The organism is Nocardioides cavernaquae (assembly GCF_003600895.1).
Taxonomy (GTDB): domain Bacteria; phylum Actinomycetota; class Actinomycetes; order Propionibacteriales; family Nocardioidaceae; genus Nocardioides; species Nocardioides cavernaquae.
The window spans coordinates 1173923-1198530 of the sequence record NZ_QYRP01000002.1; the positions used below are offsets into that span (position 1 = coordinate 1173923).

Below are 24608 nucleotides of genomic sequence, written 5' to 3' on the forward strand. Positions count from 1 at the left end.
TGCCTTTCACTGAACCGTTGAGGAGTGGCCGAGGATCTGCTCGGCGAGGCGGGTGCCGATGCGCACCGCCCCGTCGACGTGCTGGAAGCCGTGGCCGGCGATGTCGCTGGAGCCGAACCGGATCGGCCCGACCGGCTCGTGCAGCTTGGCGCCGTAGCGGGTCAGGCTGCCGACGTCGAAGCTGGTCGCGTAGGCGCCGCCGGTGAGCTCCTGGTGCTGCCAGTCGCTCTCGACGTACGTGCGCGGAGTGAGCGCCTCCTCGCCGAAGTACGCCGCGAGCGAGGCGAGGATGCGCGCCCGACGTTCATCGTCGGAGAGTCGCCCGACCTCGTCGGCGTTCACGTCGGAGACGAAGCCGACGATCGTTCCGGTGGCCGCCCCGGGGCCAGTCGGATGAGGCGTGTTGTCGTAGACCTCGTGCACGAGCTGCCAGGGACCGAAGCCGGTGCCCGACAGGCCACCCGAACGCCAGAACGGGGTGTCGTACTCCGCCTGGACCTTGATCACCAGGCCGAACGACTGGTGCTCGCGGGCGTGACGGTGCTCGGCGGGAAGCTCCGGGTCGATCCGGATCCGACGGACATGGGTCGGCGGGAGCGCCAGGACGACGCTCGTCGCGCCGACCTGCTCGCCGTCCACGGTCACCACTGCACCCGAGTCTGACCACGCGACGTGGGTGACGTCCGAGGAGAGGCGCACCTTGTCGCCGAGCCGCTCGGCCAACGCGGAAGGCACCGACGCGAGCCCACCGACGACGCGCTTGTCGAGGATGAAGTCGGCGTCGACCAGGTGGGTGAAGGAACCAGCGCTGGCCGACATGAGCACCGCGGTCAACGCAGAGAACGACCAGATCGGCTTGGTCAGCATCGCCGGGCCGAGGTAGAGCGCGATGTTGTCGCGCGCCTCCTGGTCGTCGGTCTGCGCGTCGAGCCACTGGGCGAAGCTCACCCTGTCGAGCGCCGCGGCCTGCGGGTGCTCCCACGGTCGATCGGGGTCCATGAGCTCGGCCAGCTCGTCGATGACGCCGATGATCCGGTCGATCTCCTTGGCGGTCTGCTCCTCGACCGGGAGGTCCTCACCGGTGAAGCGGCGCGCGGCGCCGGACCGGTCGACGTAAAGGGACTCTCCCGAGCGGTAGCGCGAATAGGTCTCCAGGCCGAGCTCCGCCACGAGCCCGATCAGCGCCTCCTGGTCGGGCGACACCCACTGGCCACCGATCTCGAACTCGGAGCCGTTGTGGTCCTCGGTGCGCAGCCGGCCGCCGGTGCGGTCGCGCGCCTCCAGGACGAGGACGTCCTGGCCGGCCTGGGTCAGGCGCCAGGCTGCGGTGAGGCCGGTGACGCCGGCCCCGACGATCACGGTGTCGTAGATCTTCATGTCGGTACCCATCTTTGAATGCTGTTCAAACGTGGATCCACCGTAAGCCTGCGAACTGCGATGCGCAATAGCCCGTCACCAACAGATCCGCCGGATCAGCCCTGCACGGTCTCCCGCGCGACGGCAGCGATCAGCTCGTCCACGTCCTCCTTCTCCGTGTCGAAGCTGCACATCCAGCGCACCTCACCTGCGGCAAGGTCCCAGTCGTAGAAGCGGAAGCTCGCGCGCAACCGGTCCGCCACACCGGCCGGCAGCGTCGCGAAGACGCCGTTGGACTCGGTCGGCCGGGTCAGCCGGACCCCCTGGATCGACCCGTCCGCCAGACCGGCCTCGATCCCCGCCCGGAGCCGCTGCGCCATCGCGTTGGCGTGGGTCGCGTTGCGCACCCACAAGTCGCCCTCGAGCAGCGCGATCAGCTGCGCGGAGACGAAGCGCATCTTCGAGGCGAGCTGCATGTCCAGCTTGCGCAGGTACTTCAGCCCGGTGGACGCGGCCGGGTCGAGCACGACGACCGCCTCACCGAGCATCGCGCCGTTCTTCGTGCCGCCGACGCTCAGGACGTCGACGCCGGCGTCGCGCGTGAACGCCCGCAGGGGTACGCCGAGCGATGCCGCGGCGTTCGCGATGCGTGCGCCGTCCATGTGCACCCGCATGCCGAGGCCGTGCGCGTGCTCGGTGATCGCGCGGACCTCATCGACCGTGTAGACCGTGCCAAGCTCGGTCGACTGGGTGATCGAGACGACGAGGGGCTGTGCGCGGTGCTCGTCGCCGAACCCCCACGCCTCGCGGTCGATCAGCTCGGGGGTCAGCTTCCCGTCCTCGGTCGGCACGGGGAGGAGCTTGATCCCCGCCACCCGCTCCGGCGCACCGGCTTCATCGGTGTTGATGTGTGCCGAAGCAGCGCAGACGACGGCACCCCAGCGAGGCAGCATCGACTGGAGCCCGACCACGTTGGCGCCGGTGCCGTTGAAGACCGGCCACGCCTCGACGCCTTCGCCGAGCTGCTGCGCGAAGACCTCCTGCAGCCGGACCGTGTAGACGTCCTCGCCATAGGCGACCTGGTGCCCACCGTTGGCTGCGGCGATTGCTGCCAGCACCTCGGGGTGGATCCCGGAGTAGTTGTCCGAGGCGAAGCCGCGGACCTCGCGGTCATGCAGCGTCATCACCGCTCCCCTCCGCTGGCCCGGCGGTCCCCACGATGCCCGCGGTCGACTCGATGACGGGCCGCATCTTCTTGTCGAGCGACTCGTAGAACATCGAGAGCGGGAACTCGTCGTCCAGCACCGCGTCCGTGTAGCCCTTCGTCGGCCCGGCCAGGATCTCGTCCGGGAGTCCCCGCGCCCACACCGACGCCGGGTTCGGCGTCAGGGTGCTGCGGATCAGCTCGTACGCCGCGAGCCAGTGCGCCGTCTTCGGCCGGTCGATCGAGCGCCAGTAGAGCTCATCGATCGCGTCGCCGAGCGCGACGACAGCAGCCGGCACGTCGTCCCAGTCGAACGCGAGCGAGGTGTCGGTCCAGTGGAGTACGCCGCGCTGGTGCAGCCAGGCGAACAGCAGCTGGCCACCGAGGCCGTCGTAGTTGCGCACCCTCGAGCCCGTGATCGCGAAGCGGAAGATGCGGTCGAAGATCACGGCGTACTGGACGAGCTTCGCGTGCTCGAGGGTCTCGACCTCGATGGTCTCCAGCCCGCCCACCCCGTCACGTGATCCGGACTCGTCCCGGCGGGCCGTGAGCTGCTGCTCCACCCAGACGCACTCGCGAAATGCGGTCAGGTCGCAGCGCAGCTCCTCGAGCGAGTAGAGGAAGTAGGGCATGCGCTGCTTGATCATGAACGGGTCGAACGGCAGGTCACCCCGCATGTGAGTGCGGTCGTGGATCAGGTCCCACACGACGAACGCCTTCTCGGTCAGCGCCTGGTCCTCGAGCATCCGGGCAGCACCCTCGGGCAGCGCGAGGTCGGTGATCGCCGAGGCGGCGCCCACGACGCGGCGGAACCGGGCGGCCTCACGGTCCTGGAAGATCGCGCCCCAGGTGAACTGCGGGGTCTCGCGCACGGCGACCGTCTCGGGGAAGAGCACGGCGCTGTTGGTGTCGTAACCGGACGTGAAGTCGAGCAACCGCAGCGGCACGAAGAGCCGGTTGCCGTAGTCACCGGCCTCGAGGTGCGCGATGAACTCCGGCCAGATCACCTCGACCAGCAGTGCCTCGACATGGCGGTCCGAGGAGCCGTTCTGGGTGTACATCGGGAAGACCACGAGGTGGCGCAGCCCGTCGACACGATGCTCCTGGGGCTGGAAGGCCACGAGCGAGTCGAGGAAGTCCGGGACCCCGAAACCACCATCGGCCCAGGTGGCGAAGTCCCGCACCGACGCCGCGAGGTATGCGTCGTCATGCGGGAACAGCGGGCGCAGCTCCTCGATCGCGGCCGTGATTGCAGCGACGTGACCCCGCGCCTCGGCGTGATCGGCGGCATCCGGGACGGACCCGTCCTGCGCCTGCAGGGGCTGAAGGGCCGTCGCAGCGGCCTTCAACGACAGCCACGCCGCACTCGACTCGACGCCCTGCGCGCGCGAGGTCCCGTCCTCGACAACCTCGGGCTCTCCGACGATGGCCTGGGTCGCCTGGACGTGGCTGGTGCGCATGGGAACCTCCGTTCGTGGTGTCGCGTACGACGTGTCCCTTCCAGAGTAGGGGGAATGTTTCCGCTCACATGCTCTTGCAGCAGGAAGTTTTCCGTTCGTTATCCCATCGTGCTGCTAACCTCGCCGCCATGGCCCGAAACGACAAGGCGCCGCATGAGCATGCGCGGACTGAGCAGGTGCCACCGGACGGCGCCCTGTCCGGCAAGGCCCCGGCCCGCATCGACGACGAGATCGACGCGGGGATCGTCCGCGAGATCTCCGCCAACGCCCGGGCGACCCTGTCCGATCTCTCCACGGCGGTAGCGCTCTCCGTCTCCGCGGTGCAGACGCGCCTGCGCCGGCTGGAGGCGCGTGGCGTCATCACCGGCTACCGCGCGATCGTCGAGCCCGCTGCCGTTGGCAAGCCGCTCGCCGCCTTCGTCGAGATCACGCCCCTCGACCCCGGCCAGCCCGACAACGCACCCGAGCTGCTCGAGCACCTCGCCGAGATCGAGGCGTGCCACTCGATCGCCGGCGACGCGAGCTACATCCTCTTCGTGCGCGTCGCGTCACCGCGCCATCTCGAGGGCCTGATCCGCGACATCCGCAGCGCCGCCTCGGTCAGCACCCGCACGACCGTCGTGCTCCAGACCTTCTACGAGAACCGCCCGATCCTCCCCGCCTGAGGTTCGGGGGTCAGGCCTCCGCGACCAGGCTTGCGTAGGTGTCGGGGCGGCGGGTCTGCAGGAACGGGAAGAGCGTCAGCCAGTCCTTGCGCTGGTCGAGGTCGAGCGTGGCAACGAGTACGGCGTCGCCCTCGCGCGGCGCCTGGGCCAGGATCCGGCCGTAGGGATCGCTGATGAACGACGAGCCGTAGAAGCTGACCCGGCCCTCGTCACCCCAGCGATTCGGCACGCACATGAACAGGCCGTTGGCGATGCCGTTGCCGACGATGACCTGCTGCCACAGCGGCTGGGTGTCGAAGTCGGGGTGGTCGGGCTCGGACCCGATCGCGGTCGGGTAGGCGAGCACCTCGGCGCCGGCCAGGGAGTAGGCGCGCGCCACCTCCGGGAACCACTCGTCCCAGCAGGTCGGCAGGCCGAGCTTCGGCGCGCCAGGCAGGTCGGCGACGTGCACCGGGTACGGCTCATCGGCCGGGCCGTGGCGGAAGAAGAGGTCCTCGAAGTAGCCCTCGGTCACCGGGATGTGCAGCTTGCGGGTGCGACCCACGAGCGCTCCTCCGGGCGCGACCAGGATCGCGGTGTTGTAGCCGAGGCCGTCATCGCTCCCCTCGGGAGCCGCAGCCGCCTCGTAGAGCGAGGCGTGCACGAGGACGCCGAACTCGCCGGCCAGCTTCGAGGCCAGCACGCGCGTCGGGCCGTGCTCGATCGACTCGGCCAGGTCGGCCGGGCGACCCGTGGGCCGAAGGTCGGCCGGATAGCGCGACAGCGTGAGCTCGGGGAGGAACACGACCTGCGCGCCGGCCTCGGCTGCGCGGCGTACGCCGTCGGTCAGGGCTGCGGCGTGCGTTGCGGGGTCTTCGTGCCAGTGCACCTGGACGACGCCGACGGTCAGGGTGCGGGCATCGCCCGGTGCGACGCGGGCGAGCGAGGGCTGGGGATTCGCGGTGATGAGCTGCATGGTTCGTGTCCTTGGCGAGATCGGGTTGGGGCGCTCAGAGCGCGGGCTGCTGCTGGGTGATGCAGTGGATGCCGCCACCGCGGTCGAAGATCGGGCGGGCGTCGATCTGCACGACGTCCCGCCCGGGGTACGCCGCGGCGAGCACCTCGCGGGCCTCGGCGTCAGCCGGGTCGTCGAAGGCGCACGCGATGACGGCGCCGTTGCAGACGTAGTGGTTGACGTAGCTCCAGTCGACCCACCCCACGGCATCGCGCAACTGGGTCGGCGCCGGCAGGGCAACGACCTCGATCGGCTTGCCCTCGGCGTCGTGTTCCCCGTGAAACACGGTCGCGAGCTCGCGGCTGACCGCGGCGTCGGGGTGCGCATCGTTGCGCTGCTCGTGCAGGAGGACGACCCCTCGGTCAGCGAAGGTGGCCACGATGTCGACGTGCCCGCGAGTCCCGAACTTCTCGCTGTCCCGGGTCAGCCCGCGCGGAAGCCAGATCACCTTGCGCGCACCGACGGTGCGGGCCAGCTCGTCCTCGACCGCCTGCCTGGTCCAGCCCGCGTTGCGCCCGGGGTCGAGCTGGACGGTCTCGGTGACCAGGAAGGTGCCCGCGCCATCGGTGTGGATGCCGCCTCCCTCGTTGACCATCGGCGAGTCGATCCGGTGCGCACAAGAGGCTGAGGTGGCGACGAGGCTCGCGACGGCGTCGTGCTCCCAGGTGGCCCAGTCCTGCTGGCCCCATCCGTTGAAGACCCAGTTGACCGCACCGAGGGCCGGACCGCCGTGCTGGTCGGCGCCGACGACGAAGGTTGGCCCGATGTCGCGGTACCAGGCATCGTCGAGCCGCACCTCGTGGAGCTCGATCGCGGGATCGAGAAGGCGGCGCGCGTGCGGACGCTCGTGAGGCGGGACCAGCATGCGGAGGGGCTCGCGCGCAACGATGGCGTTGGCGACCGCAGCCCAGGTCGCACGGGCGATCTCGGCTTCTGCCGCACTCTCCCCCAGGGTGTAGCCGCTGCCCGGCCAGGCCATCCACGTGGCGTCATGGGGCGCGGTCTCCGCCGGCATCTGCCATCGAGACGCCGGTTGATTTGAACGCAATTCAAACATGATCAGACGGTAAACCTGCGTCGCCGGCCGGCGCAAGCCCCTTCCGCCCACCGAGTCGCCGCGAAGCCTTCGGGAAGGCGCGGAAACACCGTCGGGCCCTGCTGCGCATGGGCAGCGGGGCTCGGCGTACGCGCAGGCGGACCGCGCGAGGGCTCGCGAGGTGGGGAGGTCGGGCTAGCGGACAGGCAGGAGTGCGCGGGCGTGCTGGACGGCGTCGGCAGCCGTCATGTCGGGCTCGCCCAGGACAACGGCGACGCTCAAGCCGTCGAGCAGCGCACAGATCCTCCGGGCGAGGTTCGACGACTCCGGAATCCCTTCGGCAGCCAGCAGCTCGGCGAGGGCGACGCGCCACACCTGGTCCAGCGCGTCGTAGGAGTTGCGGAGTGGCTCGCTGCGGAGCACGCGTGGCCAGAGCTCGATCCAGACCAGCCACCTCGGATCGCCGAGGCCGGTCGGGAGGAACTGCGTGCAGAACAGGTCGAAGCGCGCCTCGAACGACATCTCCTCGGTCAACGACTCGGCCCAGCGCTCCCACAGCTGGTCCTCGCTCCAGCGGAGCACCTCGAGCAGGATCTCGTCCTTGCTGCCGAAGTAGTAGAGGAGGTGGCCCGCGCTGGTGTCCACCCGGCGCCCGAGCTCGGCGAGCGTGAGGTCGGCGAGTCCCTTCTCGACGAGGAGCTGCCACGCCTCCTCGAGGACGCGCTCCCGCGGGCGATCGAGACGGCGATGGCGCCGGGGAGCCGCGGCGCCGTCGGCGGGGGCCTTTGTTAAATCGGACGACATTTCAGAGGTCACCCCTTGACCCTAGCCGTGAGCGAGGCGCATAGTCGGGGCACTCCAATTTGTATGTCGTTCAAATCACACTCATGAGGTGTCTAATGTCCACTGTGTCCGACTCCCCCGGCGTCCCGACGGCAGCCGCCTCCGATGACAGGCCCGTCGAGCACGGCCTCAAGCCAGTGCTCGGCCTGACCGCCGTCATCCTCCTGACGCTCTCCTGCGTCACTCCCGCCTCCAGCCTCTTCATCATCGTTCCCGAGCTGCTCGCCTCACAGGGCTCGGGCGTCGTGCTCACCCTGCTCGTCGGCGTACTCATCTCCGCGGCCGTGGGCATCTGCTACTCCGAGCTCGGCACGCGTACGCCGAGCAGCGGCGGCGAGTACGCGATGGTGACCCACACGCTCGGCCGTCCCGCGGGCTGGCTCACCTTCGCGCTCACCTCCGCGACCCTGATCGTCATCCCCCCGGTCATCGCCCTCGGCACCGCCGACTACCTGGCACCGATCGTCGGCCTGGACCGCGCGACCACCGGCGCCGTGGTCATGCTGCTCGCGACCGCCACCGGTCTCCTCGACATCAAGTCGAACGCCTACGTCACCGGTGCGTTCCTGGTCGTCGAGACCATCGCCGCTGGCGCGGTGGCGTGGCTCGGCTTCTCCCACGCGGAGCGCGGCTTCGACACGCTGTGGCAGGCACAGGTCAGCGACGGCAGCTCGCTCACGCCGTTCACCGCAGGCATCCTGCTCTCCGGCCTCGCCATCGCCATCTTCACCTGCTCGGGCTTCACCACCGCGACATACCTCGCCGAGGAGATGGTCGAACCCCGCCGCAACGTGAAGTGGGCGGTCCTCGGTTCCCTGGCACTCGGCGCCGTGATCATCATCGTCCCGACCATCGCGACGGTGCTCGGCGTCGGCTCGCTCAACGACCTCGCGACCGGCACCTTCCCCGAGTACGTCACCGCCTGGTCCAGCCCCCGCATGTCTGCCGCGATCAGCGTCGGCATCGCCGTGGCAATCCTCAACGCGGTCATCGTGATGGTGATCCAGAACTCCCGCGTCGTCTACGCCACTGCCCGCGACAAGGCGTGGCCCGAGCCCATCAACAACGCGCTCGCCACGCTGCACCCGCGCTTCGGCTCCCCGGTGATCGCCACGCTCCTCGTCGGCGTGCCCGGCGCGCTCATGGCTTGGCTCATGGACATCGAGGCGCTGCTCGGCATCACCTCGGTCATCCTGGCGTCGGTCTACATGACCGTCGCCGTGGCTGCCCTCTTCGTACGCCGCGCCCCCCACGCCGGCTGGAGGATGCCGCTGTGGCCCGCCGCCCCGGTCCTCGTGATCGTCGGCGTGGGCTACGCGCTCAGGGAGTCCGCTCTCGGTGACCTCGTCGCAGTGGGCGCTCTCCTGGGCGCGGCACTCATCTACTACGTCGGCTACCTGCGCCCCCGCTCGACCACGCACTTCCTGGTCGACGACCGGGCCGATTCCTGATCGCAGCCCGGAGACGACGGAGGGGCCCAGCAACTGCTGGGCCCCTCCGTTCTTTGCAGCTCAGATCTTCACGACCTCCGGGCCCTTGATTGCCTCGGCGACAGCCTTCGGCACCGCCGGGTTGAAGACGCTCGGGATGATGAAGCTGGCGTGGAGCTCCTCGTCGGTGACGGTCGCCGCGATGGCGTACGCCGCGCGCAGCAGCATGGCCGGAGTGATCTCGCTGGCGCGTGCGTCGAGAAGGCCGCGGAAGACACCCGGGAAGGCGAGCACGTTGTTGATCTGGTTGGGGTAGTCGCTGCGGCCGCTGGCCACCACCGCGGCGTACTTCGAAGCCTCGACCGGGTCGACCTCGGGGTCCGGGTTGGCGAGGGCGAAGACGATGGGCTGGTCGGCCATGTCCGCGATCCACTCGGCCTTGAGCACGCCCGGCCCGCTCACGCCGATGAAGACATCAGATCCGGCCAGGCCGTCGCGGAGCTCACCGCGGAGGCAGCTCGCGTTCGTGCGGCCGGCGAGTGCGGCCTTGGCGGGCGGCAGGGTGCTGTCATCGCGCGACAGGAGCCCTTCCCGGTCCCAGACCACGACATCGCCGACGCCGCCGGCGAGGAGCAGGTCCACGATGGCCGAGCCTGCAGCGCCGGCGCCCGAGACGACCACCCGCACGTCATTCACGGCCTTGCCGACGACACGGAGCGCATTCGTGAGCGCCGCGAGGACCACGATGGCGGTTCCGTGTTGGTCGTCGTGGAACACGGGAATGTCGAGCGAGGCACGGAGCCGACGCTCGATCTCGAAGCAGCGCGGCGCAGCGATGTCCTCGAGGTTGATGCCGCCGAACCCGGGAGCGATCAGCTCCACGGTGCGGACGATCTCGTCCACATCCTGGGTGTCGAGGCAGATCGGCCACGCGTCGATGTTGGCGAAGCGCTTGAACAGCGCGGCCTTGCCCTCCGTCACGGGCAGTGAGGCGCCCGGGCCGATGTTGCCGAGGCCGAGAACTGCGGACCCGTCGGTGACGACGGCAACGGCGTTGCCCTTGATGGTCAGCTTGGGAATGTCCTCAGGGTGCTCGGCCAGCGCCATGCAGACCCGACCAACCCCTGGCGTGTAGGCCATCGACAGGTCGTCACGGTTCTTCAACGGGACCTTGCTCGCGACTTCGATCTTGCCGCCCAGGTGCAGCAGGAACGTCCGGTCTGACACCTTGTGCACGGTGATGCCGTCGAGTCCCTCCACCACTTTCACGAGCTGCTCGCTGTGGTCGGCGTCCCGCGCACTGCACGTCACGTCGACGACCAGGCGGTCGTGCCGTGACTCGGCGACGTCGATGGCGGTGACGATGCCGCCCGAAGCGGCAATCGACGTTGCGACAGTGCCGACGACTGCGAAGTCAGGGCGCGTGTAGAGGCGGATAGTGACGGAGTACGACGACGGTGTGACGCTCATGGGCTCCACCTTCCTCCCCCAAGGGGCTTACGCGGAAGTAACAGAGGGGCCCGGTTCTGACGCCAGAGGGCCCGATGCTCCGTGGTTGTTTCACGGGAAACATCAGGCCCTCTGTGGTCGTCATGTCGACATATTGCTTTATTGTCTTATTGCTTTGGGGATCGCGCTGGGTCGACAGGCGTCCCGTCCCGCGGACCAGCCGTCACCCACAACGGGCCCGGCCGGTGATCGAGGCCTGGGCCTTCGAGCCTGGGCCTTCGGGCCCGAGGGATCAGATCGGGCGATCGTGACGGTTGCGCGGATCCACCACGTCGACGATCCGGCGCAGGTCGTCCAGTGAGGCGAACTCGATGGTGATCTTGCCCTTGGACTTGCCGAGCTCGACCTTCACGCGGGTCTCCAGGCGGTCACTCAGGCGCTCGGAGATGTCGTCGAGTCCCGGAGCCACCGGCTTGCGCCGCTGGGTGCGCTGGCCACCACGACCGTGTTCTCCAACGGCGACGATCTCCTCGAGGCCGCGGACGCTGATGCCCTCGGCCACGACGCGCTGGGCCAGACGGTCCTGGATCTCGGCGTCCTCGACAGCGAGGAGCGAGCGAGCGTGCCCAGCGGACAGGACGCCCGCCGCCACACGGCGCTGCACCGCAGGCGAGAGCTTGAGGAGCCGGAGCGTGTTGCTGATCTGCGGGCGCGAGCGGCCGATCCGGGTCGCCAGCTCGTCGTGCGTGCAGCCGAAGTCATCCAGGAGCTGACGGTAGGCAGCCGCCTCCTCGAGCGAGTTCAGCTGCGAGCGGTGGAGGTTCTCCAGGAGCGCGTCCCGGAGCATGTCGTCGTCCTCGGTCTGCCGCACGATCGCGGGAATCCGATCGAGGCCGGCCTCCTGCGAAGCGCGCCAGCGCCGCTCACCCATGATCAGCTCAAACGTGCCCGGACCGGACTCGCGGACCACGATGGGCTGCAGCAGACCGATCTCGCGGATCGAGTGGACCAGCTCTGCCAGTGCCTCTTCTTCGAAGACCTGGCGCGGCTGCCACTGGTTGGGCGTGATCTGCGTGATCGGGAGCTCAGCGAAGTAAGCGCCCGTCTCGATGACGCCGCCGGCGACCGCGGCGTGCCGGCCACCCTCACCGTTGGCTCCCGAGCCACCCGCACCACCGGCGGCGTCCGGAGCGGTCGTCGCCGCGGATGATCCCGTTCCCAGCTGCGAGCCGGTCGTCCCGGCAGCAGGGGCGTCTGGAGCCGACTGCGCGCCTGCATCCGACGTCGAGCCGTTGCCGTTGGTCGAAGGCGGGGCCTTCGGGAAGATCGGCGCCGGGGCAACTTCGTCATCCACGGGAGCCGTCGGGATGAGGGCACCGAGGCCACGTCCCAGTCCGCGTCGCTGGGGCTGTCGATCGTTCATCACGCCTGCGCCTTCCGTGCCATCTCGCGTGCCGCCTCCAGGTAACTGAGCGCTCCCGGTGAGCCCGGATCGTAGGTCATCACCGTCTGGCTGTAGGACGGCGCCTCGGAGACACGCACAGAACGCGGGATGTAGGTCTTCAGCACCGTGTCACCGAAGTGATCACGCACTTCCTCGGCAACACCGGCTGCGAGTCGGGTGCGCGCGTCGTACATGGTGATCAGGATGGTCGAGACCGAAAGCTTCTGGTTGAGGTGCTTCTTCACCATCTCGACGGTCTCGAGCAGCATGCCGAGGCCCTCGAGGGCGTAGTACTCCGCCTGGATCGGGATGACCATCTCCTCGCCGGCCACGAGGGCGTTCAGTGTGAGCAGGCCGAGTGACGGCGGGCAGTCGACCAGGACGTAGTCGAAGCGCTCGTCGCCCGCGACATCGGCATCGCCGACCGTCGGGTGACCGAAGATCGCCTTCTGCAGCCGGCTCTCGCGGGCGACCACGGAGACCAGCTCGATCTCAGCGCCGGCAAGGTCGATCGTTGCCGGGACCACCCACAGGTTGGGCTGGTCGGGACACGGCTGCACGACGTCAGCGAGAGCGTCGCCGTTCACGAGCATGTCGTACGTCGAGGGCACGCCACGGTGGTGGTCGATGTTCAGTGCCGTGGAGGCGTTGCCCTGGGGGTCGAGGTCGATGACCAGGACCCGCTGGCCGAGCTGCGCGAGCGCAGCCGCCAGGTTCACCGTGGACGTCGTCTTGCCAACGCCACCCTTCTGGTTCGCCACCACCATGACGCGGGTACGGCCCGGTCGGTGCAGCGGCGGACGAGCCATCGATCCCTGGCGTGCGAGGACGGAGTGCTCCGCGGCTCGCGCCAGCGGAGTGGTTTCGTCTGCGAACGTGGGTCCGGCGTCGGCGAGGTCTGCGGCGGTCCTGACCACGAATCCCGAGCCTGTTTCACGTGAAACCACGAGGTCCTCTTCCTGTGGATGAATTGCCTCCGCCTGTGGATGACGCGCTCACGGAGGAGGTTCTACCGGTGGAAAACCACCGTTCAGCTCCGCGAGCGACCAGTCCGGCCGCGGGCCTTGCCTTGGTTCCGCGAGCCCCTCGAAGCGGGACGCGCAGGGGTCAAAACTACCTTCCCGGGATCGGCCCAGGCCACCCGCACTGCACAGGTGGGATCGTCGATGAGACCCTCACCGACTGGCAGCACCTCCGGTGCCGCACAACCCAGCTGCGCGAGCACTGATGCGGCCTCCACAATCTCCTCGGAGATCGAGCTGCCCTTCAGCGCGACCAGAGCGCCGTGCGGGGCGACCAGGGGCATTGACCATCCCAGGAGGCGCTCCAGGGGTGCCACAGCGCGTGAGGTGACGACATCGAACCGGGCCTTGCCGTGGAGCTCATCCGCCCGACCACGGTGCACTGTCACATGGGACAGTTCGAGCTGCTCGACGATCTCGGAGAGATAGGTGGTCCGCCGCAGGAGTGGCTCGACCAGGGTGATGGTGAGGTCTGGGCGAGCGATGGCCAGCACCAGGCCGGGAAGACCAGCGCCACTGCCGATGTCGCACACGGTCGCGCCGTCAGGAATCAGGTCCGCCAGGGCACCACAGTTGAGAAGGTGGCGCTCCCAGAGCCGCGGAACCTCACGAGGACCGATCAGACCGCGGACCACGCCGTCCGTCGCCAGCGACTCGGCGTACGCGGTGATCAGGGGGAGTCGGTCGGAAGGAAAAACCCCCCGCACCGAAGCCGGGGGCTCCGGCAGTGCGGGGGGCGTTTCACGTGAAACGTCATTCACGTCAACACTCTCAGGCGGGCAGAACGACGACGTAGCGACGCGGCTCGGCGCCCTCGGACTCAGACTGCAGACCCGCAGCGGCGACCGCGTCGTGCACGACCTTGCGCTCGAACGGGGACATCGGCTTCAGCGACACGGGCTCGCCCGACGCCTTGACCTCGGCCACGGTCTTGTCCGCCAGCACCACGAGCTCCTCACGCTGGCGCGCGCGGTAGCCGCTCACGTCGAGCATCAGGCGGGAGCGCTCGCCGGTCTCGCGGTAGACCGCGAGCCGGGTCAGCTCCTGGAGAGCCTCGAGGACCTCGCCTCGTGCACCCACGAGCTGGCTCAGGTCCGCGCCGACGATGGAGACTGCCGCCCGGTCGCCCTCGACGTCCATGTCGAGATCGCCATCAAGGTCAGCGATGTCGAGGAGCTCCTCGAGGTAGTCCGCTGCGATGTCGCCCTCGTTCTCGAGGCGCTCGACACGGCTCGGACGTCCAGCGCCCGACTCCACGACGTCCTCGTCAGTGGTTTGCACGGTGGTGGTCTCGTCGCTCACTTCTGCTCTCCCTGCGGACGGTTCTTCTTGCGCTGCTCGCGCGACTGCTTCTTCGGCTGCTGCCGGACCGGGGCCTCCGGGGCGGGGGCCTCCGTGCCGGTCGCCGTGGACGTGGGTGCAACGGTGCCGCCGTGGCGGGCTGCCTTGTGTGCGTCACGCTTCGCCTTCTCCTCGGCGGCCGGCGTGCCGGGGCCCGGGTTGCGGCGGATCACGTAGAACTGCTGGCCCATGGTCCACAGGTTCGAGACGGTCCAGTAGACAAGGACACCGATCGGAAAGGCGATGCCACCGACCGCGAAGACGACCGGGAGGATGTAGAGCAACATCTTCTGCTGCTGCGCATACGGCCCCTCGAGCGCCGTCTTGGGCATGTTCTTGGTCATCAGCTGACGCTGGGTGACGAACGTGGTGATGAACATGGCGAAGACCAGGACCAACGCCATAACCTGCACGCCGATGTCACCATCAGCGCGCATGAACGTCGACGCGATGTTCACCCCGAACAGCTTGGCCTCACCGAACTGCTGAGCCTGCTCGAGCGTCAGGATGCCCTTGGGCTTCTCGTGAGCCGCCTGGTCGAGCAATCGGAAGAGCGCCAGGAAGATCGGCATCTGCAGCAGGATCGGCAGGCACGAGGCAAACGGGTTGGTGCCCGCTTCCTTGTACAGCTTCATCGTCTCCTGCGTGAGCCGCTCACGGTCGTGGCCGAACTTCTTCTGCAGCTCCTTCACCTGGGGCTGCAACAGCTGCATGTTGCGTGAGGACTTGATCTGCTTCACGAAGAGCGGGATCAGCGCGGCACGGATGACGATCGTGAGGCCCACGATCGACAGCACCCAAGCGGCACCGCTTTCAGGAGCGAGGAACGCGCTGAACAGCTTGTGGAAGCCGACCAGCACTAGCGAGATGACGTAGTAGAGCGGCGTCATGATGAAGCCGCCGATGGCGCCGAAGAAGGACACTCAAGCTCCTTGAATGGGGGCGGAGGGTGCAGGGCAAGCTGTGGGGGCCGAGCGAGGTGGAACCGGGTCGTAGCCGCCTGCTGCCCACGGGTGGCAGCGACCGAGACGGCGTACGGCGAGCCAGCTGCCGCGGAGGGAACCGTGCTGCTGCACGGCTTCCAGCGCGTAGGCCGAACAACTCGGGTGATAGCGACAGACCTGGCCGTAGAGCGGGCTGATCAACAGCCGGTAGAGCTTCAGGAACCCGATCAGCAGGTACTTCATCGAGCACTCGCCTTCATCAGGAAATCCGCTCCAGCGCGGTCGCCAGATCTCGACCCAGCTCGTCGTACGACGCGTCCGCTGAGGCGGGAAGTGCCCTGATCACGAGCACAGCAGAGCCCGGGAGCGAGGAAACTTGCTCCCGGGCCAGGTGTCGCAGCCGGCGCTTCACGCGGTTGCGGGTGACAGCAGGGCCGACGGCCTTGCTCACCACGAATCCGACACGGGCCGGCAACTCCTCCGATGGCACCCACAAGTGGGCGACAAGGGTGCGTGTGCCGGCTCGGCGACCATGTCGCGTTGCGCTCCGGAAGTCCTCACCAGACGTGAGCCGGTGCTCCCGGGGCAACAAGGCCGCGCGGATTCGTTGGTGGGCTCAGACGGCGATCTGCTTGCGGCCCTTGCTGCGACGCGAGGACAGGATGGCGCGACCGGCGCGGGTGCGCATGCGGAGGCGGAAACCGTGCTTCTTGTGACGGCGACGGTTGTTCGGCTGGTAGGTGCGCTTGCTCACGACTGATCTCCGATGCGGGGAATCGATTCCAGGGGGTGTCCACGACCCGGTGCGGCGGCGGAGCAGCTTTTCGGCTGGCACCGCCCACCCACGGCAACGCCCACCATGAGGTGGGTGTCCGTGGACATGCGGCACCGGTCGACACCGGGACGACCTAGCAACGGTACGCGCTGCGGAAACACAGGGTCAAACCCACGACTGACTTGCCTGTGGATGAACCCTTGCTGAGGCCTCGTTCGGCTTGTTACGTTCCCTGTCTTCCAGCGCGCTGTCCACCGCTCTCCACAGGCAGGATCGGAGGTGCTGTGGCGTGGCTCACATTGTCCCCAATTGCGCGTCTGACCTGCAGAAACATCAAGAACAGCGTGGCTTTCCGGGGAGCTGGGAGAGGCGTCATCCACACCCGGGGAGCATGGTTCACAACCTGTGGATAAAGTTGTGGAACAAGTTTCGTCGTCCGGCGTCCCGCTGGTGACGTGACAAGAAGTGTGACGGAGGCGACCGCATGGGCGGTCGGACGACACGAAGGAGTCTGGGTCGATCGTGGAGAACACCGAGGGAAATGCGCTTGACCTGGCAACGGTCTGGCGCAACCTGGTCAACGACCTGCAGCCCAACCAGCGAGCCTGGCTCCGTTCGAGCGAGCCGGTCACGCTGCACGAGACGACGGCGATCATCGCCGTTCCCAATGACTTCACCCGCACCCAGCTCGAGGGCCGTCTCCGGACCCGGCTCGAGGACTCGCTGAGCGACGCATTCGGCACCAACATCCGGATCGCGGTCACGGTCAACCCGCAGCTCGATGACGGCATCGTCGTCGAGGAGATGCCCCCGGTCGGGAAGCACATGGCTCCTGAGCCGGATGACGAGCCCGAGCCGACAAGTCACTTTGTCGACATGACGACAGAGACGTCGCCTTCGCCGAGCGCGCTCGAGACCCGCCTCAACCCCAAGTACGTCTTCGAGACCTTCGTCATCGGCTCGTCGAACCGATTCCCCCATGCAGCCGCCGTCGCGGTTGCCGAAGCGCCCGGCAAGGCCTACAACCCACTTCTGGTCTACGGCGACTCCGGGCTGGGCAAGACCCACTTGCTGCACGCCATCGGCCACTACGTCCGGTCGCTCTATCGCGGTGCCAAGGTCCGCTACGTCTCCTCGGAGGAGTTCACGAACGAGTTCATCAACTCGATCAAGGACAAGAAGACCGAGCAGTTCCAGAAGCGCTATCGCGACGTCGATGTCCTGCTGATCGACGACATCCAGTTCCTCGAGGGCAAGACGCAGACGCAGGAGGAGTTCTTCCACACCTTCAACGCGCTGCACAACGCCAACAAGCAGATCGTCCTCACGTCCGACCGCGCGCCCAAGCGCCTCGAGGCACTCGAGGACCGCCTGCGCAGCCGCTTCGAGTGGGGCCTCATCACCGACGTCCAGCCGCCCGACCTGGAGACCCGCATCGCGATCCTGCGCAAGAAGGCCGCGATCGACCGGCTCACCGCGCCGCCGGACGTGCTCGAGTTCATCGCGTCGAAGATCCAGACCAACATCCGCGAGCTCGAAGGCGCCCTGATCCGCGTCACGGCGTTCGCCAACCTCAACCGCCAGGAAGTCGACATGACCCTGGCCGAGATCGTCCTGAAGGACCTGATCCCCGAGGGTGGCGAGCCGCAGATCACCGCGGCGCAGATCATCGCCCAGACCGCGGCGTACTTCGGTGTCTCCATCGAGGAGCTGACCGGGCCGAGCCGCGGTCGCCACCTGGTCACCGGGCGCCAGATCGCGATGTACCTCTGCCGGGAGCTGACCGACCTCTCGCTGCCCAAGATCGGCAAGCAGTTCGGCGATCGCGACCACACAACGGTGATGTACGCAGACCGGAAGATCAACCAGCTGCTCGCCGAGCGGCGCGCCGTCTTCAACCAGGTCAGCGAGCTCACGAACCGGATCAAGATGCAGGCCCGTCAGGGCTGAGGAGCAGGGTCGCGGCTGACAAGACGTGCCCGAGCCTGTGGAATGAATGTCATTCCTGGTCCGAAACACACGCCTGTCATCTGTGCACAACTGTGGAATCAGCGCACAGGGCACCGACGAAACCACAGGCCGGTGCACGGGGTACGACGGCAGCGCACAGGTCCTGTGCACTCCAAAAGCACCTCTGACCTGCAGGAACAGTAGTTGTCCACAGTTTCCACGGACCCTATGACAACTAATAGACCTCTACACATCCCATCGACCGCCAACTCCCTGACGGCTGGCTTTCTGGGGAGAACCCCGTCCGGGGAGCTGCGGGGAAACCACAAGTCCCCCCGCGCCCTCCCCATGTCTCGGGCCACATGGCAGGATGCTCAGTCCAGACTTGTCATTTCCCCACGGAGGCCCGAGAAGTGAAGTTCCGCATCGAGCGCGACGCCCTCGCCGACGCTGTCGCCTGGGCCGCCCGCTCCCTGCCCGTCCGTCCCAGCGTCCCGGTTCTCGCCGGCCTGCTCATCGAAGCGGGCCAGGACGGGCTGGTCCTGTCGAGCTTCGACTACGAGACGTCCGCACGGGCCACGCTGGCTGCCGAGGTCGCCGACGAAGGCACTGCCCTGGTCAGCGGCCGCCTCCTGGCCGACATCTGTCGCAACCTTCCGGCCAAGCCGGTCGACGTCGTGCTGGATGGTTCGCGGGTGACGCTGACGTGTGGCTCGGCGCGCTTCTCGCTGCAGACGATGCCGGTCGACGACTACCCGACACTTCCGGACATGCCCGCGGCCACTGGCAAGGTGGCCAGCGACGAGTTCGCCCAGGCCGTCAGCCAGGCGGTCACGGCCGCCGGCCGCGACGACATGCTTCCGGTCCTGACCGGTGTCCGCATCGAGATCGACGGCGACACGATCAGCCTTCTGGCGACCGACCGGTTCCGGTTGTCGCACCGGGAGCTCTCCTGGTCCCCGAACACCCCCGACGAGTCGGTTGCAGCGCTGGTGCCCGCGAAGGTGCTCGCCGACACCGCCAAGTCGCTGACCGCCGGTTCCGAGATCACGATCGCGCTCTCTGCCTCCGGCACGGGCGACGGCATCATCGGCTTCGAGGGCTCGTTCGCCGGCGGCGTGCGCCGCACGACGACCCGTCTCCTCGACGGTGAGTTCCCCAAGGTCCGCAGCCTGTTCCCGCTGGAGCACCAGACCACCGCCATCGTCGACAAGGCGGCGCTGATCGAGTCGGTCAAGCGCGTCGCCCTCGTCGCCGAGCGCAACACCGCGGTGCAGCTCGCCTTCAGCGACGGCGTACTCACCCTGGACGCCGGATCCGGTGACGAGGCCCAGGCCAGCGAGTCGGTCCAGGCAGACATCACGGGCGAGGACATCACCACGGGCTTCAACCCGACCTTCCTGCTTGACGGCCTCGGCGCGATCGACGAGTCGGTCGTCGAGCTCGCCTTCACGCAGGCGAGCAAGCCTGTCGTGATCAGCGGCAAGGGCGAGGAGACCGGCGGGTTCCGCTACCTCCTGATGCCGCGTCGCCTCCTGTCGTAACGCTGCGCCAACCAAGCACCCCTCGACTCGAAGGAACTCGCATGGAGATCGGACTCATCGGCCTCGGCAAGATGGGCGGCAACATGCGCGAGCGGTTGCGCCGCGCAGGCCACACGGTCGTCGGTTTCGACCGTGACCCTGCGCTGGCCGATGTCGGCTCCCTCGAGGAGCTCGTCGCGAAGCTGCCCAGCCCCAGGGTGGTCTGGGTGATGGTTCCGGCCGGTGACCCGACGCGCTCGACGATCGGTGAGCTGAAGGAGCTGCTCGGCGAGGGCGACGTGGTCGTCGACGGCGGCAACTCCAAGTACACCGACGACGCGGTCAACGCCGCCTCGCTCGCGGAGAACGGCATTGGCTACGTCGACTGCGGTGTCTCCGGTGGTGTCTGGGGACTCGAGAACGGCTACGCCCTGATGTACGGCGGATCGGCCGAGCACGCCGCCAAGGTCATGCCGGCCTTCGAGGCGCTCAAGCCCGCGGACACCTCCGACGGGCTGGTGCACTGCGGTTCGACACCGGGTGCAGGCCACTTCGCGAAGATGGTCCACAACGGCATCGAGTACGCCATGATGCAGAGCTATGCCGAGGGCTGGGAGCTGCTCGACAAGGTCGACATCGTCGAGAACGTTCCGGAGATCTTCGCCTCATGGCGCACGGGCACCGTGGTGCGCTCCTGGCTGCTCGACCTCCTGGTCGACCAGCTCCGCGAGGACGAGCACCTGGACAAGATCCGCGGCTACGCGGAGGACTCCGGCGAGGGCCGGTGGACCGTCGAGGCTGCACTCGACAACGCGGTGCCGCTGCCGGCCATCTCGGCGTCGCTGTTCGCGCGGTTCGTCTCCCGCCAGGAGGATGACGTCGCGATGAAGGCGATCTCGGCGATGCGCAACGGCTTCGGTGGTCATGCAGTGAAGAAGGACTGACGACGCCCTGTATGTCAGCCACCTGACCCTGCACGACTTCCGGTCGTACGCCGACCTCGACGTCGCGCTGGAACCCGGGCCGATCGCGTTCATCGGGCGCAACGGGCAGGGCAAGACGAACCTGGTCGAGGCGATCGACTACCTCTCGCGGCTGTCGTCGCACCGGGTCTCGAGTGACGCACCGCTCGTGCGCGCAGGCGCCGAGCAGGCGATCATCCGCGCCGCAGTGGTCCGCGACGGTCGCAGCGCGACCCTCGAGATCGAGATCAACCCGGGCAAGTCCAACAAGGCCCGCGTCAACCGCACGTCACTCCCGCGTGCTCGCGAGCTGCTCGGTCTGGTGCGCACCGTGGTGTTCGCACCCGATGACCTCACGCTGGTGAAGGGTGACCCGTCGGACCGGCGCAAGTTCCTCGACGACCTGCTCGTTCTTCGGGCCCCGCGGTTCGCAGGGGTCAGGTCCGACTACGACCGGATCCTGCGCCAGCGCAACACCCTGCTGAAGACGGCTGGCATGGCACGCCGGGGATCGAGCAGCCAGGAGGGCGCGCTCTCGACCCTCGAGGTGTGGAACGAGCACCTCGCGCGGGTGGGGGCAGAGCTGCTCGCTGCGCGCCTTCGCCTCGTCGCGGACCTCAATCCCCATGTGGGCAAGGCCTATGCGACGGTCGCGCGTGGAGCGGGGCGCGACGATGCCCGGATCGAGTACAAGTCGTCGCTGCCGTCGGTGGCTGAGGACGGCACACCAGGGGGTCGGCCCGACCGGGAGAAGCTGGAGATCGGCTGGCTCGAGGCGCGGTTGCTGGACGAGGTCGAGCGCCGGCGTCAGGACGAGCTGGACCGCGGCGTCTCACTGGTGGGCCCGCACCGCGACGAGCTCGTTCTCTCCCTCGGCAACGGCGACCTGCGCCTGCCGGTGAAGGGCTATGCGTCCCACGGGGAGTCCTGGTCCTTTGCCCTGGCGCTCAAGCTGGCGTCGTACGACCTGTTGCGCTCCGAGGGTGACGACCCGATCCTGATCCTGGACGACGTGTTCGCCGAGCTCGACACCGGACGGCGCGAGCAGCTCGCTGACCTGGTCGCCGGTGCGGAGCAGGTGCTGGTCACCGCGGCGGTGGCCGACGACGTCCCGGCGGCGCTCGCCGGAACGCGGTACCTCGTCGGTGAGGGAGTTGTTTCACGTGAATCATGAGGACCCTGAGGCGACGGACGGCGAGACCGGGACTCTCCCGGAGAAGGCCGAGGCGGCGCCGGCGCACGACGACACCGGGCTGGACCTGGCGCGGAACCTGGCGCGCTCGATCGCTGGTGCGGCGAAGAACGCGCCGCGCCAGAAGCCACGCAAGAGCGGCAAGACCGGGAAGTTCGGCCCCGGCCAGCGGCGTACGACGGTGCCGAAGGCGTCGGGTGCCTTCCCTGACGAGCGTGACCCGCAGACCCTCGACACGACGCTCGGTCGGCTCGTCGCCGACCACGGCTGGTCCCTCGACCTCAAGGTGCAGAGCGTGTTCGGTCGCTGGCCCGAGATCGTCGGAGCGGAGGTCGCGCAGCACTGCCAGCCGACGGCGTTCGTCGACGGCAAGCTCGTCGTGCGGACCGCGTCGACGGCCTGGGCCACGCAGCTCCGGCTGCTGGCGCCGACCCTCGTGAGGCGCCTCAACGAGGAGCTCGGCCACGGATCCGTCACGCTGATCGAGATCGAGGGCCCGAACCTTCCGACCTGGAAGAAGGGCCGCTACAACAGCCGTGACGGGCGGGGTCCGCGCGACACCTACGGGTGACGGAACACCTCCGACATCTCGACCGGCCATGGGGAACATCTCGGCGGGCCACGGGGAACATCTCGGCGCGAGAAATGGCGATCTGACGGCATCGGATGCGTAGGGGGACCCAGCCGACCCCCCAGAAGGGCCTCCGAGAGGCCTTTTTGGGCCCGCTGAGGGCATTTTTGTCCACAGATCCCCCAATCCAGAACGTCTGGTCCTACGTTCTGGGCCTTCTGACCGGTAAGATGACGTATCTGGTCGCCCGCTATCCGCAGCGCGACCTTCTGCATGTACGGACCGGAAATGAAGAGGTTGCCGAGTGTCGGAGAACGACAAGGTCGAGACGTCCCCCGAGGCCGTTGGGACCAGCCCGACGCTCACCCCGAGCACCCAGGTCACCGCTGACTATGACGCGTCGGCCATCCAGGTCCTCGAAGGCCTCGAGGCGGTCCGCAAGCGCCCCGGCATGTACATCGGCTCGACCGGTGTCCGCGGTCTGCACCACCTGATCTGGGAGATCGTGGACAACGCGGTCGACGAGTCGCTCGCCGGTCACTGCGACAAGATCCTGGTGACGCTCAACGCCGACGGTTCCGTCAGCGTCGAGGACAACGGTCGCGGCATCCCGACCGACACCGCTCCCGGGCAGGATGTGCCGGCGGCGACCCTCGCGCTCACCGTCCTCCACGCGGGCGGCAAGTTCGGTGGCGGCGGCTACAAGGTCTCCGGTGGCCTGCACGGCGTCGGCTCGTCCGTCGTCAACGCGCTGTCGACCTCGCTGCGCCTCGAGATCAAGAACCGTGGCCGCGTGTGGGAGCAGGACTTCTCCTCCGGCGTCCCTGACTACCCGCTGCGCGAGCTGCGCGTCCTCGAGGACGGGGAGCGCACCGGCACCAAGGTGACCTGGTACGCCTCCGACGACATCTTCGAGACGACCGAGTACAACCTGGAGACGATCTCCAACCGCTTCCGCGAGATGGCGTTCCTCAACAAGGGCCTCCGCATCGTCCTGCGCGACGAGCGCCCCGAGGCAGAGTCCATCGTCGAGGCCATCGAGGACGACGCCGTCGCCCTGGGCGACACCGACGCCGAGCAGGCGACGCCGGACCAGCCGCACCGCGACGGTCACGCGCTCGAGCAGGTCTTCCACTACGAGCGTGGCCTGGCCGACTACGTCGACCACCTGAACAAGCGGAAGGCGACGCTCTCGCCGATCATCGCCTTCGAGGCCGAGACGTCGCAGGACGTCCCCAACCCGATGAGCCTCGAGATCGCGATGCAGTGGCAGGCCTCGTCGTACAACGAGTCGGTTCACACCTTCGCCAACACGATCAACACCCCCGAGGGCGGGACGCACGAAGAGGGCTTCCGCGCGGCGCTCACCACGCTCGTCAACAAGTGGGGCGAGACGTGGGGCCTGATCAAGAAGAAGGAAGACCGCCTCACTGGTGACGACATCCGTGAGGGACTGACCGCGATCATCAGCCTCAAGATCGGCGAGCCGCAGTTCGAGGGCCAGACCAAGGCCAAGCTCGGCAACACCGAGGCAAAGGGCTTCACCCAGGGTGTCGTCAACGACCAGCTCGGTGCCTGGCTCGAGCAGAACCCGAGCGAGGGCAAGGAGATCCTGCGCAAGGCACAGGCCGCGGCGACCGCCCGCATCGCCGCCCGCAAGGCGCGCGACCTGGCCCGCAACCGCAAGGGCCTCCTCGGTGGCGGCGGCCTCCCGGGCAAGCTGTCCGACTGCCAGTCGACCAACCCCGCCGAGTGCGAGGTCTTCATCGTCGAGGGTGACTCCGCCGGTGGCTCGGCCCGCCAGGGTCGCGACCCGCGCATCCAGGCGATCCTCCCCATCCGCGGCAAGATCCTGAACGTCGAGAAGGCGCGCATCGACAAGGTGCTCGCCAACACCGAGGTCCAGGCGATCATCTCCGCGCTCGGCACCGGCGTGCACGAGGAGTTCAACCTCGAGAAGCTGCGCTACCACAAGGTCGTGCTGATGGCTGACGCCGACGTCGACGGCCACCACATCAACACCCTCCTGCTGACGCTGCTCTTCCGCTTCATGAAGCCGCTGATCGAGCACGGCTTCGTCTACATGGCGCAGCCGCCGCTCTACCGCTTGCGGTGGAACAAGCCGGCCGAGCACGAGTTCGTCTACTCCGACTCCGAGCGCGACGCGCTCATGCGAGACGGACTGGCCCAGGGCAAGAAGCTCCCCAAGGAGAACCCGGTCCAGCGCTACAAGGGTCTCGGTGAGATGAACGCCGAGGAGCTGTGGGAGACCACGATGAACCCCGAGCAGCGCCTCATGCTCCAGGTGACCCTCGACGACGCGGCGCAGGCGGACGAGATCTTCTCGACCCTCATGGGTGAGGACGTCGAGCAGCGACGCTCCTTCATCCAGCGCAACGCCAAGGACGTCCGATTCCTCGATATCTGAGTCTCTAACCCAGACCTTA

23 protein-coding genes are annotated in these 24608 nt (G+C 68.1%); 8 read left to right on the forward strand and 15 right to left on the reverse strand.

The window, feature by feature from the left end; all coding sequences use genetic code 11:
• Nucleotides 1-6: 6 nt before the first annotated feature.
• The 3 genes from D4739_RS05780 to D4739_RS05790 form a co-directional block, all read right to left on the reverse strand.
• Entirely contained in the window at nucleotides 7-1389 is a 1383-nt protein-coding gene (locus D4739_RS05780; RefSeq protein ID WP_274380472.1) for a flavin monoamine oxidase family protein, read from the reverse strand.
• An 83-nt stretch (nucleotides 1390-1472) separates the two neighbouring features.
• Nucleotides 1473-2540 carry a threonine aldolase family protein gene (locus D4739_RS05785; RefSeq protein ID WP_120059684.1) on the reverse strand — a complete coding sequence of 356 codons (1068 nt, stop codon included), beginning with the start codon at nucleotides 2538-2540 and terminating at the stop codon, nucleotides 1473-1475.
• Entirely contained in the window at nucleotides 2527-4020 is a 1494-nt protein-coding gene (locus D4739_RS05790) for a DUF6421 family protein (RefSeq protein WP_120059685.1), read from the reverse strand. The genes D4739_RS05785 and D4739_RS05790 overlap by 14 nt, the downstream gene beginning before the upstream one ends.
• 128 nt (nucleotides 4021-4148) lie before the next feature.
• Between D4739_RS05790 and D4739_RS05795 the strand changes: the two genes are divergently transcribed.
• The gene (locus tag D4739_RS05795; protein WP_120059686.1) at nucleotides 4149-4685 is read left to right on the forward strand and encodes an Lrp/AsnC family transcriptional regulator; all 537 of its coding nucleotides are present in this window, start codon (nucleotides 4149-4151) and stop codon (nucleotides 4683-4685) included.
• A gap of 10 nt (nucleotides 4686-4695) precedes the next feature.
• Here the strand turns inward: D4739_RS05795 and D4739_RS05800 are convergent, their stop codons facing one another.
• The 3 genes from D4739_RS05800 to D4739_RS05810 all read right to left on the reverse strand — a co-directional run bounded on the left by D4739_RS05800 (nucleotide 4696) and on the right by D4739_RS05810 (nucleotide 7531).
• Nucleotides 4696-5640, reverse strand: a complete 945-nt coding sequence (locus D4739_RS05800; protein ID WP_120059687.1) for a nitrilase-related carbon-nitrogen hydrolase — start codon at nucleotides 5638-5640, stop codon at nucleotides 4696-4698.
• 34 nt (nucleotides 5641-5674) lie between these two features.
• Complete coding sequence (locus D4739_RS05805) at nucleotides 5675-6694, reverse strand: agmatine deiminase family protein (RefSeq protein WP_238473535.1); 1020 nt, start codon at nucleotides 6692-6694, stop codon at nucleotides 5675-5677.
• 216 nt (nucleotides 6695-6910) lie between these two features.
• The gene (locus D4739_RS05810; protein ID WP_238473536.1) at nucleotides 6911-7531 is read right to left on the reverse strand and encodes a TetR/AcrR family transcriptional regulator; all 621 of its coding nucleotides are present in this window, start codon (nucleotides 7529-7531) and stop codon (nucleotides 6911-6913) included.
• Between the two features lie 83 nt (nucleotides 7532-7614).
• On the opposite strand from D4739_RS05810, the gene D4739_RS05815 reads away from it, so the two are divergent.
• A complete protein-coding gene (locus D4739_RS05815; protein ID WP_120059690.1) occupies nucleotides 7615-9009 on the forward strand; it encodes an APC family permease in 1395 nt (464 codons plus the stop codon).
• Nucleotides 9010-9069: 60 nt separating this feature from the next.
• On the opposite strand, the gene D4739_RS05820 is transcribed toward D4739_RS05815, so the two are convergent.
• The 9 genes from D4739_RS05820 to rpmH all read right to left on the reverse strand — a co-directional run bounded on the left by D4739_RS05820 (nucleotide 9070) and on the right by rpmH (nucleotide 15942).
• On the reverse strand, nucleotides 9070-10458 hold the full coding sequence (locus D4739_RS05820; protein WP_120059691.1) for an NAD-dependent malic enzyme: 1389 nt from the start codon (nucleotides 10456-10458) through the stop codon (nucleotides 9070-9072).
• A 271-nt stretch (nucleotides 10459-10729) separates the two neighbouring features.
• Complete coding sequence (locus D4739_RS05825; protein ID WP_476638907.1) at nucleotides 10730-11863, reverse strand: ParB/RepB/Spo0J family partition protein; 1134 nt, start codon at nucleotides 11861-11863, stop codon at nucleotides 10730-10732.
• Nucleotides 11860-12798, reverse strand: a complete 939-nt coding sequence (locus D4739_RS05830; RefSeq protein ID WP_420799015.1) for an AAA family ATPase — start codon at nucleotides 12796-12798, stop codon at nucleotides 11860-11862. Before D4739_RS05830 ends, D4739_RS05825 begins: the two co-directional genes overlap by 4 nt.
• Nucleotides 12799-12911: 113 nt before the next feature.
• On the reverse strand, nucleotides 12912-13664 hold the full coding sequence (gene rsmG, locus D4739_RS05835; protein ID WP_182920325.1) for a 16S rRNA (guanine(527)-N(7))-methyltransferase RsmG: 753 nt from the start codon (nucleotides 13662-13664) through the stop codon (nucleotides 12912-12914).
• Nucleotides 13665-13674: 10 nt separating this feature from the next.
• A complete protein-coding gene (locus tag D4739_RS05840; protein ID WP_220699240.1) occupies nucleotides 13675-14205 on the reverse strand; it encodes a Jag family protein in 531 nt (176 codons plus the stop codon).
• On the reverse strand, nucleotides 14202-15134 hold the full coding sequence (gene yidC, locus D4739_RS05845) for a membrane protein insertase YidC (RefSeq protein WP_420799027.1): 933 nt from the start codon (nucleotides 15132-15134) through the stop codon (nucleotides 14202-14204). The genes D4739_RS05840 and yidC overlap by 4 nt, the downstream gene beginning before the upstream one ends.
• A gap of 33 nt (nucleotides 15135-15167) precedes the next feature.
• A complete protein-coding gene (gene yidD / locus D4739_RS05850; RefSeq protein ID WP_120059695.1) occupies nucleotides 15168-15431 on the reverse strand; it encodes a membrane protein insertion efficiency factor YidD in 264 nt (87 codons plus the stop codon).
• 16 nt (nucleotides 15432-15447) lie between these two features.
• Nucleotides 15448-15780 (reverse strand): ribonuclease P protein component, encoded by a 333-nt coding sequence (rnpA, locus tag D4739_RS05855; protein WP_120059696.1) that lies wholly within the window; start codon nucleotides 15778-15780, stop codon nucleotides 15448-15450.
• Nucleotides 15781-15804: 24 nt separating this feature from the next.
• Entirely contained in the window at nucleotides 15805-15942 is a 138-nt protein-coding gene (rpmH, locus tag D4739_RS05860) for a 50S ribosomal protein L34 (RefSeq protein ID WP_120059697.1), read from the reverse strand.
• Between the two features lie 540 nt (nucleotides 15943-16482).
• Here rpmH and dnaA point away from each other — a divergent pair.
• The 6 genes from dnaA to gyrB all read left to right on the forward strand — a co-directional run bounded on the left by dnaA (nucleotide 16483) and on the right by gyrB (nucleotide 24589).
• Nucleotides 16483-17913, forward strand: coding sequence for a chromosomal replication initiator protein DnaA (gene dnaA, locus D4739_RS05865; protein WP_120059698.1), 1431 nt, complete (start codon nucleotides 16483-16485; stop codon nucleotides 17911-17913).
• Nucleotides 17914-18326: 413 nt separating this feature from the next.
• Nucleotides 18327-19457: a DNA polymerase III subunit beta gene (dnaN, locus tag D4739_RS05870; RefSeq protein ID WP_120059699.1), complete on the forward strand. Its 1131-nt coding sequence runs from the start codon at nucleotides 18327-18329 to the stop codon at nucleotides 19455-19457.
• A 41-nt stretch (nucleotides 19458-19498) separates the two neighbouring features.
• Entirely contained in the window at nucleotides 19499-20380 is an 882-nt protein-coding gene (gene gnd / locus D4739_RS05875) for a phosphogluconate dehydrogenase (NAD(+)-dependent, decarboxylating) (protein WP_120059700.1), read from the forward strand.
• Between the two features lie 7 nt (nucleotides 20381-20387).
• Entirely contained in the window at nucleotides 20388-21572 is a 1185-nt protein-coding gene (recF, locus tag D4739_RS05880; protein WP_120059701.1) for a DNA replication/repair protein RecF, read from the forward strand.
• On the forward strand, nucleotides 21562-22161 hold the full coding sequence (locus D4739_RS05885) for a DciA family protein (RefSeq protein ID WP_120059702.1): 600 nt from the start codon (nucleotides 21562-21564) through the stop codon (nucleotides 22159-22161). The genes recF and D4739_RS05885 overlap by 11 nt, the downstream gene beginning before the upstream one ends.
• Before the next feature lie 304 nt (nucleotides 22162-22465).
• Nucleotides 22466-24589: a DNA topoisomerase (ATP-hydrolyzing) subunit B gene (gene gyrB / locus D4739_RS05890; protein WP_120059703.1), complete on the forward strand. Its 2124-nt coding sequence runs from the start codon at nucleotides 22466-22468 to the stop codon at nucleotides 24587-24589.
• Nucleotides 24590-24608: the final 19 nt, after the last annotated feature.

Excerpts from the sequence above, each read along its gene's own strand:
- D4739_RS05780 (WP_274380472.1), bottom strand. The coding sequence starts at position 1,389 with ATGGGTACCGACATGAAGATCTACGACACCGTGATCGTCGGGGCCGGC.
- D4739_RS05785 (WP_120059684.1), bottom strand. The coding sequence starts at position 2,540 with ATGACGCTGCATGACCGCGAGGTCCGCGGCTTCGCCTCGGACAACTAC.
- D4739_RS05790 (WP_120059685.1), bottom strand. The coding sequence starts at position 4,020 with ATGCGCACCAGCCACGTCCAGGCGACCCAGGCCATCGTCGGAGAGCCC.
- D4739_RS05795 (WP_120059686.1), top strand. The coding sequence starts at position 4,149 with ATGGCCCGAAACGACAAGGCGCCGCATGAGCATGCGCGGACTGAGCAG.
- D4739_RS05800 (WP_120059687.1), bottom strand. The coding sequence starts at position 5,640 with ATGCAGCTCATCACCGCGAATCCCCAGCCCTCGCTCGCCCGCGTCGCA.
- D4739_RS05805 (WP_238473535.1), bottom strand. The coding sequence starts at position 6,694 with ATGCCGGCGGAGACCGCGCCCCATGACGCCACGTGGATGGCCTGGCCG.
- D4739_RS05815 (WP_120059690.1), top strand. The coding sequence starts at position 7,615 with ATGTCCACTGTGTCCGACTCCCCCGGCGTCCCGACGGCAGCCGCCTCC.
- D4739_RS05820 (WP_120059691.1), bottom strand. The coding sequence starts at position 10,458 with ATGAGCGTCACACCGTCGTCGTACTCCGTCACTATCCGCCTCTACACG.
- yidC (WP_420799027.1), bottom strand. The coding sequence starts at position 15,134 with ATGACGCCGCTCTACTACGTCATCTCGCTAGTGCTGGTCGGCTTCCAC.
- yidD (WP_120059695.1), bottom strand. The coding sequence starts at position 15,431 with ATGAAGTACCTGCTGATCGGGTTCCTGAAGCTCTACCGGCTGTTGATC.
- gnd (WP_120059700.1), top strand. The coding sequence starts at position 19,499 with ATGGAGATCGGACTCATCGGCCTCGGCAAGATGGGCGGCAACATGCGC.